Annotated in this window: 14 protein-coding genes and 2 tRNA genes; 13 read left to right on the top strand and 3 right to left on the bottom strand. The window is 60.0% G+C overall.

Features of this window, described 5'->3' with window-relative positions:
- Positions 1-155: 155 nt before the first annotated feature.
- Together L7A15_RS05180 and L7A15_RS05175 are read right to left on the bottom strand one after the other, a co-directional pair.
- Complete coding sequence (locus L7A15_RS05180) at positions 156-1916, bottom strand: hypothetical protein (RefSeq protein ID WP_237208230.1); 1761 nt, start codon at positions 1914-1916, stop codon at positions 156-158.
- 229 nt (positions 1917-2145) lie between these two features.
- Positions 2146-2586, bottom strand: coding sequence for a hypothetical protein (locus tag L7A15_RS05175; RefSeq protein WP_237208231.1), 441 nt, complete (start codon positions 2584-2586; stop codon positions 2146-2148).
- A 200-nt stretch (positions 2587-2786) separates the two neighbouring features.
- On the opposite strand from L7A15_RS05175, the gene L7A15_RS05170 reads away from it, so the two are divergent.
- The 10 genes from L7A15_RS05170 (at position 2787) to L7A15_RS05125 (ending at position 12389) form a co-directional block, all read left to right on the top strand.
- Positions 2787-3149, top strand: coding sequence for a DUF6176 family protein (locus L7A15_RS05170; RefSeq protein ID WP_237188616.1), 363 nt, complete (start codon positions 2787-2789; stop codon positions 3147-3149).
- Between the two features lie 185 nt (positions 3150-3334).
- Positions 3335-3895, top strand: a complete 561-nt coding sequence (locus L7A15_RS05165) for a GNAT family N-acetyltransferase (protein WP_237208232.1) — start codon at positions 3335-3337, stop codon at positions 3893-3895.
- Positions 3896-3943: 48 nt separating this feature from the next.
- A complete protein-coding gene (locus L7A15_RS05160) occupies positions 3944-5272 on the top strand; it encodes a deoxyguanosinetriphosphate triphosphohydrolase (RefSeq protein ID WP_237208233.1) in 1329 nt (442 codons plus the stop codon).
- A gap of 57 nt (positions 5273-5329) precedes the next feature.
- On the top strand, positions 5330-5536 hold the full coding sequence (locus L7A15_RS05155; protein ID WP_237208234.1) for a hypothetical protein: 207 nt from the start codon (positions 5330-5332) through the stop codon (positions 5534-5536).
- A 40-nt stretch (positions 5537-5576) separates the two neighbouring features.
- Positions 5577-7472 (top strand): DNA primase, encoded by a 1896-nt coding sequence (gene dnaG, locus L7A15_RS05150; RefSeq protein ID WP_237208235.1) that lies wholly within the window; start codon positions 5577-5579, stop codon positions 7470-7472.
- A gap of 110 nt (positions 7473-7582) precedes the next feature.
- Positions 7583-7658, top strand: a tRNA-Asn gene (locus L7A15_RS05145).
- A 748-nt stretch (positions 7659-8406) separates the two neighbouring features.
- Positions 8407-9702, top strand: coding sequence for a M20 metallopeptidase family protein (locus L7A15_RS05140; RefSeq protein ID WP_237212337.1), 1296 nt, complete (start codon positions 8407-8409; stop codon positions 9700-9702).
- Between the two features lie 120 nt (positions 9703-9822).
- Complete coding sequence (locus L7A15_RS05135; RefSeq protein ID WP_237200577.1) at positions 9823-10686, top strand: phage holin family protein; 864 nt, start codon at positions 9823-9825, stop codon at positions 10684-10686.
- Positions 10687-10960: 274 nt separating this feature from the next.
- Positions 10961-12172: a glycosyltransferase gene (locus L7A15_RS05130; protein WP_237208237.1), complete on the top strand. Its 1212-nt coding sequence runs from the start codon at positions 10961-10963 to the stop codon at positions 12170-12172.
- 143 nt (positions 12173-12315) lie between these two features.
- Positions 12316-12389, top strand: a tRNA-Ile gene (locus tag L7A15_RS05125).
- A 159-nt stretch (positions 12390-12548) separates the two neighbouring features.
- Here L7A15_RS05125 and L7A15_RS05120 read toward each other — a convergent pair.
- Complete coding sequence (locus L7A15_RS05120) at positions 12549-13133, bottom strand: M23 family metallopeptidase (RefSeq protein ID WP_237208238.1); 585 nt, start codon at positions 13131-13133, stop codon at positions 12549-12551.
- Positions 13134-13732: 599 nt separating this feature from the next.
- Here L7A15_RS05120 and rpsB point away from each other — a divergent pair.
- The 3 genes from rpsB to pyrH all read left to right on the top strand — a co-directional run bounded on the left by rpsB (position 13733) and on the right by pyrH (position 16413).
- Entirely contained in the window at positions 13733-14542 is an 810-nt protein-coding gene (gene rpsB, locus L7A15_RS05115) for a 30S ribosomal protein S2 (RefSeq protein ID WP_237188595.1), read from the top strand.
- Positions 14543-14658: 116 nt separating this feature from the next.
- Positions 14659-15489, top strand: coding sequence for a translation elongation factor Ts (gene tsf / locus L7A15_RS05110; protein WP_237208239.1), 831 nt, complete (start codon positions 14659-14661; stop codon positions 15487-15489).
- 183 nt (positions 15490-15672) lie between these two features.
- Positions 15673-16413: a UMP kinase gene (gene pyrH / locus L7A15_RS05105; protein WP_237188591.1), complete on the top strand. Its 741-nt coding sequence runs from the start codon at positions 15673-15675 to the stop codon at positions 16411-16413.
- Positions 16414-16499 lie beyond the last annotated feature (86 nt).

Genomic DNA, 16499 nt, shown 5'->3' with positions numbered 1-16499 from the left:
AAGTCCTAGCCTGGCGGCCCAGTCCGGGCACCTGGTTCTAAGGCCCCGCGAGGGAAACAAAAGCAGAAAGGTCCTTACCTGTAGACCAGGTAGGGACCTTTCTGATGTGGGGGCGTCTGGTACGGGGTGTTACCCGAGGACGCCGGGGCTGGGCTCTAGTACTTCTTGCCCTCAACGCGTTGGGCGGCGTACATCATGCCCATACCGATGATGAGCATGATAGCGCCACCGGCCAGGGCGAACTTAATGGTGGTACCGGTAATGGCCAGGGCCTTGGGCTCCTTGGTGACGACCAGGCCCTGCTGGGTGGGGCTAGCCGAGGCAGTGGCTACCGGCAGGGGAGCCTGGGCCGCCTGCTGGAGGGCCGGGGTGGGCGGGCTCGGCTGGGCGCTGGGGGCCGGGGTAGCTGACGCAGAAGCTGAGGGGCTGGCCGAGGGCGAGGCCGACGGTGAAGGGGAAGGGCTGGCTGACGGGCTGGGCTGGGCCTGCTCACTGGTAGCTTCGGGCTCAGGGCTAGCTTCCGGTTCAGCGATTGCTTCCGGCGCAGGGCTTGTTTCAGGTTCAGTGGGTTCGGCGAGCACGGGTTCAGTCTGCTCAGGTTCAACCTGTTCAGGCGTGGGGCTGGTTTCCGGGGCCGGAGTGGCATCTTCAGCGACGGGGGGCTCTTCGGGCAGGGGCTCAACCGTCACCGGGGGAGCGGGGTCAACCACCACAATCGGCTGGGTCGGCTCAGGGGCAGGAATCAGCAGAAGCGGGGGCAGGACGGGGGCAGGCTCCTCAACCGGGGCCGGGACGGGCTCAGCCGGGGCCGGAGCGGTTTCGATCGGGTCCGGGTCAGCAGACAGGACGGGAGCGACTTCCTCAATGGGGGCCGGGGTCGGCAGGACGGGTGCGGGCTCCTCAACCGGGGCCGGAGCGGGTGCTACCGGGGTTGCCTCCTCAACAGGGGCAGGAGTGGTTTCGATCGGGGCCGGTTCTGCGGGCAGGACGGGTGCGGTTGCCTCAACCGGGGCCGGAGCGGGTTCTGCCGGGGCGGGTGCTATCGGGGTTGCCTCCTTAACGGGGGCAGGGGAGGTTTCAACCGGGGCCGGGTCTACAGCAACAGGGTCAACCGGGTCCACAGCAACAGGGACCTCTACCAGGACCGGCTCGGTTTCAGCCGGGGCCGATGCTACAGGAGCGGCCTCCTCAACGGGGACAGGGTTAGCGGTGCCTACAGCCTGAGCCTCAGCGGAAGTAACCGGGGCAGGTGAGGCTGTAGCGACCCCGATAGGAGCCGGGGCGGCAGAAACAGTAGGCTCCGCAGTTGCAGTTGCAGTTGCAGTTGCAGTTGCAGTTGCAGTTGCAGTTGCAGTTGCAGTTGCAGTTGCAGTTGCAGGCTCTGCGCCACCAGCAGGCGCTGGGCTGGCTGTGAGCTCGGCGTTCTGGGCCGGTTCAGTGCTTGCTGCCGGGGTAGAGGCTGCAACGGAGCTGGGCTGGGCCACCGGGGTGGCGTCGGCCTGGGCGGTGGGCGCGGGGGCCGGGCTGGTAGCTGCTATCGCTACCGGGGCGGGCTCAAGCGTCGGGGCCGGGGAAACGACCGGGGCCGCCGGGCTAGGAAGAGGGGAAACGACCGGCGCAGATGTAGCTACCGGGGTAGCCTCAGCCTGGGCGGTGGGGGCAGGAGCCGGGCTAGGGGCAACCTGCCCTGCCGGTGCTATTGCTGAACTGGCTGCCGTCGCCTGGGCTACTGCCGTCGCCAGGGGAGCTGGAGTAGCGCTCTGCCCTGCCTGGGCGCTCTGGGCCGGGGCTGCCGGGCTGGGGTTGGCGGCCGGGGTTGTGAGAGGAACCTCGGGCGCCTGGGCCATAGCGGGGGACATGAGGGCAAAGCCTAGCATGGCTGTCGACAGGGGTACAAGACCTACCTTTTTATTCATGGGGCGCCTTCCTATGCCTTGGCTGTATGCCCAGGTTTTGAGCTTTTTAACACAAATCATTCAGAAGTCTACCTGTCTGTACCCATCTTCAACAGATTAAGGTCAAGAAAACTTTATGTCTTGTGTCTATAAGGGGAGGGAGCTTGTTGTCTATGGCGGGGTGTCCTGTCTAGAGACGGTTCTCAGGTGCCCTGTTGAGGGTGCGCCGTCGCCTGGTGAGCCTGGCCCGTCAAGTGGCGGGGCCTGGGGGTTCGGGCATGTCAGGTGGGGGTGGGTCTGTGGGGGTCTTGCCTTTCCAGAGGTTGGTGTCCCACATGATAGAGAGGGAGCTCACCATATGGAGGCCGTGAAAGACAGCCCCGCACTCTTCACCGTAGGCCTCGCTGGCTGGGTCTGAGGCGGCAAGGGCGCGGACGGCTGCCACGTTGAGGCCGATGACGCAGGCGAGGAGTAGGAGCCCGAGTAACCATTCGATGATCAGCAGGCTAGCAGCTGCCATGGTGAGAAGGAGTGTCGCCCACCCCTTGAGGGTGTTACCCAGAAAGAAGTTGTGGGTGCCCAGGTAGCCCTGCCAGCAGGCTATCTGGTAGGCCCTGGACTTGGTACGAATCAGCCTCTCGTAGCGAAAGCGATCCAGGTCGCCGTAGGTGGGTACGTACTTCTCACTCATAGAACACGACTGTACCGCCCGGTAGGTTCTAACACCACAGGTTACGTGAGTGCTTATCAGAATCGCGCGGGGTCCACGAGCGGCGTGGGCCCTGCACGATTCTTGTGGACGCTAAGTGCCTGCCGAGAGGCGGGTATAACGCACATTCACGGATGAAGAGGTGACTCTGGAACTAAGAACACCCTGGATAGAATCATGGTATGCAGATTGAACTGACCCGATTTCGGGTAAAACCGGGCAAGCAACACAAGGTCGATGAATGGATGCATTTCCTCAATCAGAACATGGAGGCTGTCAAAGAAACACTAGAGCCTGAGCACATGTATGTTGAGACAATCTTTGCTGAAACAATTGACGGCGTCGATTACCTGTACTGGTATTCGGTGCGTGGGGAGGCCGGCTTAGAACAGAAGGTTACTGAGTCAGAGCACTGGTTGGACGAAAAACACGTCGAGTACTGGCGTGAATGCATTGACCCTACGTACCCGCCCCAAGACTTATCGCCGCGTGTGCACATGCTGCCTGACCGCGTCCTGGCATCCATGAAGCCACTGTCCCAGTAAACAGTGCTTATCAGAATCGCGCGGGGTCCACGAGCGGCGTGGGCCCTGCGCGATTCTTGTGGACACTGAGTTCGTGAAGGGTAAGGGTGGGCGGACGCTGCACCCCGCTTCCCTGCCTCTGGGCAGGAAGAGAGGGGACGGCGTCCGTCCTTTCCCGTTTCAAGGCACCTACTAGACTTAAAGACATGACCACCCCCACCATCAGCCCCGAAACCCCGGCTGACCGGGCAGACATACAGAACCTGCTCCTGGCCGCCTTTGAGACCAGCTACGAGGCCGACCTCATCGAGGCCCTCCGCGCCAACCCCAACGCCTGGGAACCGGGAATCTCCCTCACCGCCCGCGACAGCGACACCGGGGCCCTCACCGGCTACATCCTCATCAGCCGCTGCTGGGTAGGCTCCTGGCCCGCCTACGCGCTCGCGCCCCTGGCCGTCCACCCGGATTACCAGGGCAGGGGAGTGGGCACCGTCCTGGCCCGTGAAGCCCTCACCCGCGCCCGGGCGTCCGCGCAGGAAAGCAATGCACCCACCAGCCTGCTGGTGCTCGGCGAACCCGCCTACTACAGCCGCTTCGGCTTCGAACCGGCCGCCCGCCACGGGGTCCGTGCCATCATCGACGGAATCGAACCCACCGCCCTGGCAGAAGCCCTGCAACTGATCAACCTCACCCCCGACTACCCGCCCATCACCGGCGAAGTCACCTGGCCCGCCGAATACGGCCTTGACCAAGGCGACGACCTCTAAACTAGAAACCCAGGCGCACCACCCACCGGCAGAGAAAAGAAACAGCAGATGAACACCACCTTCACCCCCGAACAGGCCCCCACCCCCGGCTATAGCGCCGCGGACGCCGAACGCTGGGTACCCGAACACCACAGGTTTGTCTACCGTTCCCCCTTTGAACGCGACCGTGCCCGCGTCCTCCACTCAGCCGCCCTCCGCCGTCTCGGTGCCAAAACCCAGGTGGTTGACCCCGACACCGACGACTTCGTGCGTACCCGCCTCACCCACTCCCTGGAAGTTGCCCAAATCGGCCGCGAACTCGGGCGCATGCTAGGCTGCGACCCCGACGTCGTCGATACCGCCTGCCTCTCCCACGACCTCGGCCACCCACCTTTCGGCCACAACGGCGAAACCGCCCTCGACCGGCTAGCGGCAGACGCCGGTGGTTTTGAAGGCAACGCCCAGACCCTGCGCCTGCTCACCCGCCTCGAACCCAAGGTGATTAGGCACGACGGAGGATCTGCCGGGCTCAACCTCACCCGGGCCGCCCTGGACGCGAGCTGCAAGTACCCCTGGACCCGCGACAACGCCCCCGCCCGCACCGATGGCAAGCCCAACCGCAAATTTGGCGTCTACACTGACGACCTGCCCGTCTTTGAATGGCTCCGCGCCGGGGCTACTGAGGCCGGGGCAGCCCCCATCCAAAAATGCCTCGAAGCCCAGGTCATGGACCTCGCCGACGATATCTCCTACTCCGTGCACGACGTCGAGGACGCCGTCTTCGGCGGGCATGTGCAACTCGACGACCTCAAAAAGCCGGACGCCCGCCAGCAGGTCTTCGACAAAACCCGCCTCTGGTACCTGCCCGGGGTCGACGACACCACCCTCGACAAGGCCCTCAGCCGCCTCGAAACCCTCAACCGCTGGGTGCCCTACATGACAGGCACCCGCTCATCCATGGCGGCGTTCAAGGCCCTTACCTCCAAACTCATCGGGCGTTTTGCCGCTAGCGCCATGCTGGCAACCCGCGACGTCTACGGGGACGAACCCCTCACCCGCTACCAGGCCCAGCTGGTGGTGCCCGAAGAAACCGAGCACGAAATCGCCGTACTCAAGGGCATAGCCACCGCCTTCGTCATGGAACCCCGCGATGCCGGACACAAAAACGAAAACCAGCAAGAAATCCTAGAGTTCCTCGTCCACGCCCTCATGGACAACCCCGACTACCTCGACCCCGTCTTCGCCGCCGACCTACGCGAACTCGGCCGCAACGACGACGCCGCCCGCCTCCGCCTCGTCATCGACCAGGTCGCCTGCCTCACCGACCGCTCCGCCCTCGCCCTCTTCAAACGAATCACCGGCACCAACTGGGCAGTCGGCGACAAACCCCTCTGGTAAACCCACCGCTCACCAGCCCCAGCCCCCCCCCGCCCGTCCGCCAGCTAAGGAACCGTCATGCGCTACAAAAAATCCTTCAAAGAACTCTTCATGGCCGCCCTCGCCAGCCTCCTCATCGGCCTACTCACCGGCAGCCTCACCGGCTACTGGATCGCCGGCGTCGGAGCCTTCATCGTGACCCTGTTAATTGCGCTTTCACCGGAATCCTTCGGGCTAGGGCGCACCCGCCCCAAACCCCTCGACGACTACGAAAACGAACAATAACCCCCCAACTGACAAACCCCCAACCAGTAGAATTGAACCCGTGGCAGGCTTAATCAAACGAGAAGACATTGACGAGGTGCGCTCCCGCACCGACATCCGCGAAATCATCGAAGGGTACGTCACCCTCAAATCCGCCGGTATCGGATCCTTCAAGGGCCTATGCCCCTTTCACGACGAACGCACCCCCTCCTTCCACGTGCGCCCCGCCATGGGCACCTACCACTGCTTCGGCTGCGGCGAATCCGGTGACGTCATCAGCTTCCTCATGGAAATGGACCACACCCCCTTCACCGAAACCGTCGAAAAACTCGCCGCCCGCATCGGCTACGAACTCCACTACGAACAAGGCAGCGGCATGAGCCGCGAAGAAGTCGGCCGCCGCCAACGCCTGCTCGATGCCCACAAAATCGCTGCAGAGTTCTTCCAGAAAAACCTCTACACCCCCGCAGCCATTGACGCTCAAAAGTTCCTTGGCGCTCGGGGCTTTGACCCTGTCTCAACCCAAAAATTTGGGGTTGGCTTTGCCCCGCGCGGCTGGGACAACCTGCTCAAATACCTGATGAACAAGGGCTTCACCACCGAGGAGCTCCGCGAGACCGGCATGTTCTCCGAAGGCCAGCGCGGCCTCTACGACCGCTTCCGCGGCCGCATCATCTGGCCTATCCGCAACATCACCGGCGAAACCATCGGCTTCGGCGCCCGCCGCCTCTTTGAGGACGACCAGGGCCCCAAATACCTCAACACCCCCGAAACGCCCCTCTACAAAAAATCACAGGTCCTTTACGGGCTTGACCTGGCTAAACGACCCATCTCCAAGAAAAAGCAGATTGTGGTCGTCGAGGGCTACACCGACGTCATGGCCGCCCACCTCGCCGGAATCGACACCGCCGTCGCCACCTGCGGCACCGCCTTCGGCACCGACCACATCAAAATCGTGCGCCGCCTCATCTCCGACGACGGCAGCGGCGGGGAAGTCATCTTCACCTTCGACGGCGACGCCGCCGGCCAAAAAGCAGCCCTCTCAGCCTTCGCCGAAGACCAGCGCTTCGTCGCCCAAACCTTCGTCGCCGTCGCCAAAGACGGCATGGATCCCTGCGACCTGCGCCTAGCCTGCGGGGACGCCGCCGTCCGATCCCTCATCGCCTCCCGCCGTCCCCTCTTTGAATTCGCAATCGACGCAACCCTCTCCAACTACGACCTCACCACCCTCGAAGGGCGGGTGCGCGGCATGAGGGCTATCGCCCCCATCATCGCAGGCATTAAGGACGCCGCCCTCCGCCCCGCCTACGTCCGGCAAGTCTCAGGGCAGTTAGGGCTTGACGTTGCCGAAGTGCAGCGGGCAGTGAGCGCCGCGGCAGCTAATCCGCAGGCTTCCGCCAGCCAAAGAGCAGAAGCTGCAGAAGCAGAACGAGCCGCCCGCACCACACCCAACCCCACCACCCCACCAGAAAACCCCTACGAACTACCCGACCTGCGCGACCCCGCAGCCCGCACCGAACGCGAAGCGCTCGAAGTCGTCCTGCAATACCCCCAATATCTTTCCGTTGACCAGTGGCAAAGCTTTGCAACCGTGCACTACCGCTACGGTGCCCACACCGGCATCGCCCAAGGCATCATCGGCGCAGCTTCCACCATCGCCCCTACCGCAGGGGCCACCTGGATCAACACGGTCCGAACCTATGCTCCTGAGCCGGTCCACCACCTCATCGCTGAGCTATCTGTCACCCCCATTCCTGCCCGTACTGAAGAGCAACTGGGCCGCTACTCCCGCGATATTCTGAACCGGCTCTTCGAACAAGAAATCACCCGCCAAAAATCAGACCTCCTGATTCAACTACAAAACACCGACCCCCAGAGCACCGATTACCGCACTATCCAGCAGCAGCTTCTTACCCTCGAAACCCAACGCCGCCAACTCATGCAAGGCCAAGACTAACCACAACCCCACAAGGTGTGATGTAGATAACCGGGCATGGATTTGCGCTCGCAATAAACCCCGTGTAAAGTTATTACTCGTTGCAGCGATGAAAACATTGCAAACAACATTCCCCCGTAGCTCAATTGGCAGAGCATTCGACTGTTAATCGAAGGGTTACTGGTTCGAGTCCAGTCGGGGGAGCCAATCAAAGACCCAGCTTCGGCTGGGTCTTTTTCATTACCAGCAACCCCTCGCTCCGCTCGGGGTTCGGCGAACTTTTTACTTCCTCGCTCGCTCGGAAAAGTTCGCCTCATCTGGCTAGCACTCCCATCAAACTTTGGACCAGTTCAAGCCCATCTGCATTAGTTTTGGACCACCCTGGGCTCAAAATGGGCCTCAAAATCAGGCTTTTTTGAGCTGTATGTGGTCCAAAGTGGCTCGGGGTGGGCTGGGGACGGTCCAAAGTAGCTCGGGGCCGGCTTGCAATGGTCAAAGTGGTAGCAAGACGGCCCGGACTTGGTCCAAAGTGGTGGCAGGACGGCCCGGGTTTGGTCCAAAGTGCAGGGGCGGGGGGTGTAACACGCCCAACCCCAATGTTGAGTATCACCTGTGTCATATCGCCTTAAGGCCGAAAAAATTGCAAGCTGATCCGAGCATTATAAAAGCACGCTTACTAACCATCAGATTAGAGGTCCACCATGACTACCCACGCTGACCCCGCTGGCTCATCGGGGGAGCAAATAAAAAGCCCGGTCTTATGGCCGGGCTTTTTTGTATGCTTACGCTCTCCATATGTGGAACTGGCTGCCATACATGGCGGCGCCACTGTCACATCTGGGAATCAGTGCCACACTTGTTGAGGTCTTGACCTCTATTCACTAAGGGTGGTGGCTTTGTCTGAAGGGGCGTAGCATGTGAACTGTTCCATAGTTCATAGATGAAGGAATAGAAAATGTCTGACCAGCAACTTCTAAACGACCTCTACGCCACCGCCGCTCGAAACGAAAAAGACGTCATCACCTGGCGTCACCACCTTCACCAGCACCCAGAACTTTCAAACCGCGAGACCAAAACAGCGGCTTACATTGTTGAACGCCTCAAGGATATGGGCTTCGCAGATACTGACATACAGCAGAACATCGGCGGAACCGGAATCATCGCCACCCTGCGAGGGGGCACCCCCTCAGAAAAGGCCGTTCTATTACGGGCGGACATGGACGGCCTGCCCGTCAAAGAAGAAACCGATCTGCCCTATGCCTCTGAAGCAGTAGATGAAAAATACCCCGGTGGTCCCTTCCCCGTTGCCCACGCCTGTGGCCACGACTGCCACGTCGCCATGCTATTGGGCGCAGCGCGTGCCTTCATAGAGCATCGGGAGGAACTTGCCGGAACCATCTTCTTCGTCTTCCAGCCAGCTGAAGAGGGCGCCCCGGTGGAAGAAGAGGGCGGCGCAGCCTATATGCTAACTGATGCGGCCTTTGACTCACTTGATCCCCAGCCAACTCTGGCCTTTGGTATGCATGTGATTCCTGCACCAAGTGGCTATGTGGGATGGTCCTCGGGTGTGCAGCACGCTTCATCTGAAATGGTCAAGATAACTGTGTGTGGTGAGCAGGTGCACGGTTCATCGCCGTGGGCGGGACGAGACCCGATGCCAGCGGCTGCGGACATCATCAGCGCCATGGGGCAAATCTACCGCCAGATAGATGCTAAAGACGCGTTTACTATTTCCATTGGACATGTTGAAGATCAGGGGCGTTTCAACATCATCGGCGAAAAGGTAACCCTCTGGGGCACCGTGCGCTGTCTCAAAGACGGACTAATGGACGCCGTCAACACTAAGATTTCCCGTACAGCTACCCACATCGCAGAAGCCTATGACTGTACAGCTACCGTTGAGTTCTTGCAGCAAATTCCGGCTGTGGTTAACGCGCCTGAAACGGTCGAATTCTTGCGCCCTGCTTTGGAAAGCGCAGCGGCAGACCCGGATCAGGTCTTTGCAGCGCCAGCGTCGCTGGGGTACGACGACGTCTCTGAGTTCATTAACCGATACACCGGTATGTATGCCCTGCTCGGTGTGCAGGACGTAAAGTTCGGCTCGGGTGCAATGCCAGAACCTGTTGACGGCGGACGCGGTTTTGCTCCCAATCACTCACCGCGTTTCTACGCTAATGATGAAGCCCTCATCACCGGCGTCCGAATGCATCTTGCGGTTGCGCTGGCCCATCTCGAAACAGCGCAAGACTAAGAACCAATAATCGCATCACAAATCGGGGCGCAGTCGCCACAAGCCCTTAAAAGCCGGTAAACTTACTATTTGGTACATGTAATACGCAAGCACGCTTATCGACACATAGAGAGGTGGCACATGACCACTCCCAACGACCTGAACGGCTCACACCGAGCACAGGGTCTGCGCTCTGGCATTAACAGTGTCAAGAGCAATATCACCAACATCGTTGACGCTGGCAAAGTCGTCAAAAGCCTTGCCCCCAAGCAGCTTAAAGATGAAATCTCCATTGCCAAGATTGAGGTCAAAGAAAAAGGCATCGACCTGGGCAAGGGCGCAGCTGTTGCCGCAGTAGCCCTTGTCTTCGCCCTCTTTATGGCCATTGCCATTGTTATCCTCGCTTACGTTGGCCTATCAGCCCTTGTTCCCGACTGGGCTGCAGCGCTCATCCTGATTGCCCTCTTCCTGATCCTTGCAGCCATCTGCGCCCTGGTAGGCGTCAAGATGATCAAGGCCCAGCTGCCCTTCGCTCCCGAATCTGCAGTCTTCGGCCTCCTCTACGACCTGGGCGTCCTCAAGGAAGGCTCAGCCATGACCTCCAAGCGTCTCAAGCGTGAGCAGGCAGAAAAGGCAGAAGCGAAGGCCGCCGCTAAGAAGGCTGAAAAGGAAGCCGAGAAGGACGAGCAGAAGCCGGCTACCCCCGCCCCCAATAAGGCCCAGCTCATCCAGCGCACTAAGCAGCGTCGCGAACACCTCAAGACCCTGCGTGATGATATCGACACTTACGCCAAGGACGTCCAGGCAGGTGCCAAGGGTCTTGTCCAGAACGCCAAGAACTCCGTCAAGAACGCACCCGTAACCGCAGTTGACGGTGGTAAGCAGCTTGCTGCCAACATCACCAACCCTGAAACCCTACAGGCCCGTTGGAAGTCCGTCGCAACCCTGGCTGCGGCCCTCACCGCAGCAATCGTCTTCCTCGGCAAGCTCATCACCCGCAAATAATACAGCGCAGTAGCTCACTCGCACGAGCAACTTAAGCTTTGGGCACATAGCCCACCATAAGCGTGCCGCAACAGCCCGCTCCCAGCCCCACCAGGCAGGAAGCGGGCTGTTGTGTTTCTCCTGGCCGTAAAACGTCCTACCCAAAACGGCCAATAAACCACAAGAAGTGCCTAGACCCACGAGCAAATCAGCCTCCCGGCTGATGCGAAAGCCCTCCGAACCCGGTAAGGTCGTGAGGGCAGAACCCCTTTAACATCTTGGAGTGAAACCGCGCATGGCGAGTAAGCCCCTGACCGTCCTCATCGGTGCCGACACCTACCCGCCCGATATCAACGGAGCCGCCCAGTTCGCCTCCCGACTGGCCCACGCCCTCAAAGACCGAGGACATACCGTTCATGTGATGGCCCCTAAACAGGAGCAAGGTAAGACCTCCCAGCACAGCATCGACGGTATTGTTGAGCACCGCATGCGCTCCCACAGGGTTGTGACCCACCCTTATATGCGTCTGAACCTCCCCTGGGAAATTTACGCTGAGGCTGATCGGATCGTGCAGGAGATTCAGCCCGATGTGATTCATATTCAGTGCCACTGGTTGATTGGCCGGGTTTTGGCCCGGATCGGTGCCAAACGGGGCATTCGGGTTGTTGCAACCAACCATGTGATGCCTGAGAACATTACCCCCTTCCTGCCTTTTGGAAAGGTGGGCAATGAGCTGCTGGTCAAGGCCTCATGGGGTGATATGCGCCGGGTGCTGAAGAAGGCTGCGGTGGTGACTAACCCGACCCCGATTGGGGCGAAGGCTATGGAAGAGGCAGGCCGGTTCAGTAACCCGGTCTTGCCGGTATCTAACGGTATTCAGAGTTCTGATTATGAGTTAGCGCCGGGTGAGGTGATTGATAAGCCTGCCGGTCAGCTCAATATTTTCTTTGCGGGCCGGTTGGCGGTTGAGAAGAACATTGATGTTCTGATTGAGGCTTATTCGAAGCTCCCTGCTGAGTTGCGCGGACGGACGGTGCTGGAGATCGCGGGGACCGGCGAGATTCTGGGTGAGCTGCAGGCTAAGGCTGAGGATTGCGGTGTAGCTGATCGGGTTAGCTTCCTGGGGTATGTATCTGATGAGGAGCTACGCGCCGGCTACCTGCGCTCGGACGTGTTCTGCCAGCCGGGTACCGCCGAGCTGCAGTCGCTGGTAACCCTGGAGGCTATGAGCGCTTCAAAGCCGGTGGTGTTAGCTAATGCCTTGGCCCTGCCCCACCTGGTTGATCCGGGGAAGAACGGGTACCTCTTTGAGCCTGGCAATTCTGATGAGCTGGCTGCCCGCCTTGCTGACGTCTTGGGGGCAGATGAGGGCCGTCGTCAGGCTATGGGGGCCCACTCGTATGAGATGGTGTCTAAGCATGCAGCTGAGAAGACCTGGCAGACCTTTGAGTCTCTTTACGTTTCTGATGACCTTTACCAGCAGTATGTGGCTGGCTACCGGGGTTAGTGAGTAACAGCTCTGGGATTTCTCACTGGTTGGCTGGTTTGTTGCCCCGATAGCTTCAGTGCGGGACGGGTGGAGTTTGGCTAACCTGCCTGCTGTTGGGTATTCTTAGAGGCAGTGCCCAGTCTTTGTGGCTGGTGTGCAGTGGGGCCTTAGCTCAGCTGGTCAGAGCAGGGGACTCATAATCCCTTGGTCGCGGGTTCAAGCCCCGCAGGCCCTACAAAATAAGCCCCTCACTTGGTGAAACAGGTGAGGGGCTTTGTCGTGCCCGCCCTGCATTGCCCTTCAGTGAACTTGGGGTAGATATCTTTGATGGACTAGTTTACTCCTTGTCATCGGTGGAAAGCCCCGGTGTGTCCGGAGTAAAAGGGCAGGGGAGTTAAGCTGAGAAGTCATCGCCGATAGGGAGCAGGACGCTGGGTCCCACCTGGCCCAGCAAAAGGAGGGGGTTGACGTAGTCGAGTCCGTTGCTGGCGTCTCCGCCCGATGGTACCGGCTGACGCACGCCCCAGTGCAGGCAGAAGCGCGGGGCGCAATGCTGAATATCAGGATCCAAGTGGGCAATCACGTCCCCAGCCTGCACCAGGCTACCCACTGGCAAGGGGCTGGTCACCGGCTCAAAGGACGACCGCCGCCCGTCCGGGTGCTCTAGGGTGAGCACCTGCCGGTCCACGACGGTGCCCGCAAAAATAACCTCCCCTTCATGAGGGGCCAGGATTTCCCCACCTGCTTCTAAAGCCAAATCAACACCCCGGTGGCCAGCTGACCACCGGGCGTCCGGCTTTTCAAAACCCCGAACAATCTCAAGACCCTGGGCAACCGGGGGTACCCAGGAGGAAGTAGAGAAGGGGAAGGACGACGTCGCCCCGCTCGGTGCGGGTGGAAGAAGCAGGAGCCCTATGGCAACAAGAAAAACCGTCAAACGCAAGGCGCTGGCGGATAGGCGAAAGATGAGTGTCGTCATCGACATGAAAACCTCCGTGTACCCCCCGGCCCTTACCCCGGCGAAATCACGGTATGCCTCTAGGGTAACCAGATGAAGGTCGCTAACACAAGAGGTATATGTGGCTGCAGTTACATTAAATGAGAAGGGTTGCATTAGGCCTCATCACGGGCGGAATAACCGGCAAAAAGTCGACTAAATCCCCTGTGCTTAAACCGCCTGTGTGCGGTATAGTTGTTGATTGCAGTTTGCCGCCTGCCACCTCCTTCTGGAAGCAACAGGAAGGCAAGGGGGATCCCTTTACATAGAGACCCCTCCTAGATTTAGTCCACCAAAGCCCTCTGAAAAGGGCGGGGTGTGCCACCACTAGGATCTGACGTCGCGTAAGACAAAGCAGGGGAAAGCTGTAAGGGCTGAACCTGATAAGGAACTTTCGGTCCGGTAAAGCTACCGGTGAAGGTCTGAGGCCACCCGCCACTCCAGCGGCCAACCTGAGTCTTACCAGGGGAGCGAGGCGCCAGCCTCAGACGCTCCACATGTAAACCGATAACTACTATGCGCGGAGCGCGGTTAGCCTGGAATCAGGGACCCGCCCGGCACCCACATTCAAAGGAGACGACATGCCCGTCGTAACTATGCGCCAGCTTCTCGATTCAGGTGTCCACTTCGGCCACCAGACCCGCCGCTGGAACCCCAAGATGAAGCGCTTCATTTTCACCGAGCGCAACGGCATCTACATCATCGACCTGCAGCAGTCCCTGGCCTTCATCGACCAGGCCTACGAAGCTGTTAAGGCAACCGTCGCCCACGGCGGCACCGTCCTGTTCGTTGGTACCAAGAAGCAGGCCCAGGAAGCCATCGCTGAGCAGGCTACCCGCGTCAACATGCCTTACGTTAACCACCGCTGGCTCGGTGGTATGCTGACCAACTTCGCCACCGTTTCAAAGCGTATCGAGCGCATGAAGGAACTTGAGCAGATCGACTTCGACGACGTCGCAGGCTCACAGTTCACCAAGAAGGAACTGCTGCTGCTCCGTCGCGAGCACGAAAAGCTCGAAAAGACCCTCGGCGGTATCCGCAACCTGACCAAGGCTCCCTCCCTGATCTGGGTTGTTGACACCAAGAAGGAACACCTGGCTGTTGACGAAGCTCAGAAGCTCGGCATCCCCGTAGTTGCTATCCTCGACACCAACTGCGATCCTGACGAAGTTGCCTTCCCCATCCCCGGCAACGACGACGCAATCCGCTCCGTCAACCTGCTCACCCGCGTCATCGCGGACGCAGTTGCTGAAGGTCTGCTGGAACGCGAAAACAAGAAGGCCGGCAAGTCCGCAACCGCTTCCGAAGAGCCCATGGCTGAATGGGAACGCGAACTGCTCGAACAGCACGAAGCTGCCAAGGCAGAAGCACCCGCTGAAGAAGCTAAGTAAAACTTCATAAGATAAGGCACCCGCCCACCTCGGTGGGTGCCTCATCTTTTCTAGCCCCGCCCGCGACGCGGGGCGCAAGATTCACCCCATCTGAAAACCGCGAAAAGGAGTTCACCATGGCGAACTACACCGCAGCTGACATCAAGGCCCTGCGCGAAAAGACCGGCGCAGGCATGCTCGACGTCAAGAAGGCCCTCGACGAGGCCAACGGCGACCAGCAGAAGGCAATGGAAATCATCCGCGTCAAGGGCCTCAAGGGCGTCACCAAGCGCGAAGGCCGCGCCACCGCAGAAGGCCTCGTTGCTGCCCGCGTTGAAAACGGCGTTGGCTTCATGATCGAAGTTAACTCAGAAACCGACTTCGTTGCTAAGTCCGAGCCCTTCATCAAGTTCGGTAACGACGTTCTGGAAGCAGCTGTTGCTGCTAACGCTTCCACCCTGGAAGAGCTCAAGGCTGCCTCCTACGAGGGCAAGACCGTTGAGGAACTCACCACCGACGCAGGCGCCCTGCTCGGCGAGAAGATCGTTGTTCGTCGTGTAGCCCGCGTCGAAGGCGAAAACGTTGCTGTTTACCTGCACAAGACCTCCAAGGACCTGCCCGCTCAGGTTGGCGTCCTGCTCGCCGTCACCGGCGACAACACCGAGGAAGTTGCTCACGACGTAGCCGTTCACATCGCAGCTATGAGCCCCAAGTACCTCAACTCAGACTCCATCTCCGCTGAGGACATCGAGGCTGAGAAGCGCGTTGCTGAAGAAACCGCCCGCGGTGAAGGCAAGCCCGAGCAGATCATCCCCAAGATCGTTGAAGGCAAGCTCAAGGCTTTCTACAAGGAAAACACCCTGCTCGACCAGGACTTCGCTAAGGACTCCTCCAAGTCCGTAGCTGCTGTTCTGGAAGAGAACGGTGCAACCGCAACCGCTTTCGAGCGCTTCCGCGTCGGCGCCTAAGACCCACCCGTCTTACCCCGCGTCTACCGCCCAAGCACCTGCGTCCGCGCACTGTGATTGAGCACTAAAAACGCAAAAACAAAGGGGAGCCCCTGCCCGGGTGCTCCCCTTTGTCGTATGCTAGAAACAAAGCGTCTACCGGTCGGTAGCGCAAAAAATTTTGACCTTTTTCAGGAGGGCCACATGGCAGAGGAAACCCGCAACATCCACCGTGACGACACCGGACGACGCCGCGTCCTACTCAAGCTCTCCGGCGAGGTCTTCGGCGGTGGTGAAGTCGGTATCTCCACCGAGGTCGTCCGCGGCATCGCAGAGCAGATCGCCTCAACCATCGGTAAGGTGGAAGTAGCAGTCGTAGTGGGAGGCGGTAACTTCTTCCGCGGCGCTGAACTCTCAGAGGCTGGCATGGACCGCTCCCGCGCCGACAACATCGGTATGCTGGGCACCGTCATGAACTCCCTGGCCCTGCAGGACTTCCTGGAGCAGGCCGGTATCGACACCCGCGTCCAGTCAGCCATTTCCATGCAGCAGGTTGCTGAAAACTACATCCCCCGCCGCGCCATCCGGCACATGCAAAAGGACCGCGTCGTCATCTTCGGTGCAGGTGCAGGTCTGCCCTACTTCTCCACCGACACCGTCTCCGCCCAGCGAGCCCTCGAAATCCACGCCGACGAGGTCCTCGTCGCCAAGAACGGCGTCGACGGCATCTACACCGCAGACCCCAACAAGGACCCCAACGCCGAACGCCTCTACCAGCTCACCTACGACGAAGCCCTGAAGCGCAACATCCGCGTCATGGACCAAACCGCCTTCTCCCTCTGCAAGGACAACAACGTCACCATGCGCGTCTTCGGCATGCAAGGCGAAGGAAACGTAGCCCGCGCCATCCTCGGCGAAGAAATCGGCACCTTGGTTACCGCCTAGGCGCCTCGGATGATTCCGTGCCCTCTTGCAGTCTCGCAAGCTCGACTGATTCCGCGCATTTTTTATTTCCTCGCTTGCTCGGAAAA

This window comes from Rothia nasimurium (assembly GCF_928391935.1).
In the GTDB taxonomy this organism is placed as follows: domain Bacteria; phylum Actinomycetota; class Actinomycetes; order Actinomycetales; family Micrococcaceae; genus Rothia; species Rothia nasimurium_D.
Note: the sequence above shows the minus strand (reverse complement) of the source record. Positions and strands in the feature narration are given on the sequence as shown.

Bases quoted from the DNA above. Each gene is read 5' to 3' on its own strand.
- L7A15_RS05180 (WP_237208230.1), bottom strand. From the start codon at position 1,916: ATGAATAAAAAGGTAGGTCTTGTACCCCTGTCGACAGCCATGCTAGGC.
- L7A15_RS05175 (WP_237208231.1), bottom strand. From the start codon at position 2,586: ATGAGTGAGAAGTACGTACCCACCTACGGCGACCTGGATCGCTTTCGC.
- L7A15_RS05170 (WP_237188616.1), top strand. From the start codon at position 2,787: ATGCAGATTGAACTGACCCGATTTCGGGTAAAACCGGGCAAGCAACAC.
- L7A15_RS05165 (WP_237208232.1), top strand. From the start codon at position 3,335: ATGACCACCCCCACCATCAGCCCCGAAACCCCGGCTGACCGGGCAGAC.
- L7A15_RS05160 (WP_237208233.1), top strand. From the start codon at position 3,944: ATGAACACCACCTTCACCCCCGAACAGGCCCCCACCCCCGGCTATAGC.
- L7A15_RS05155 (WP_237208234.1), top strand. From the start codon at position 5,330: ATGCGCTACAAAAAATCCTTCAAAGAACTCTTCATGGCCGCCCTCGCC.
- L7A15_RS05140 (WP_237212337.1), top strand. From the start codon at position 8,407: ATGTCTGACCAGCAACTTCTAAACGACCTCTACGCCACCGCCGCTCGA.
- L7A15_RS05135 (WP_237200577.1), top strand. From the start codon at position 9,823: ATGACCACTCCCAACGACCTGAACGGCTCACACCGAGCACAGGGTCTG.
- L7A15_RS05130 (WP_237208237.1), top strand. From the start codon at position 10,961: ATGGCGAGTAAGCCCCTGACCGTCCTCATCGGTGCCGACACCTACCCG.
- L7A15_RS05120 (WP_237208238.1), bottom strand. From the start codon at position 13,133: ATGACGACACTCATCTTTCGCCTATCCGCCAGCGCCTTGCGTTTGACG.
- rpsB (WP_237188595.1), top strand. From the start codon at position 13,733: ATGCCCGTCGTAACTATGCGCCAGCTTCTCGATTCAGGTGTCCACTTC.
- tsf (WP_237208239.1), top strand. From the start codon at position 14,659: ATGGCGAACTACACCGCAGCTGACATCAAGGCCCTGCGCGAAAAGACC.
- pyrH (WP_237188591.1), top strand. From the start codon at position 15,673: ATGGCAGAGGAAACCCGCAACATCCACCGTGACGACACCGGACGACGC.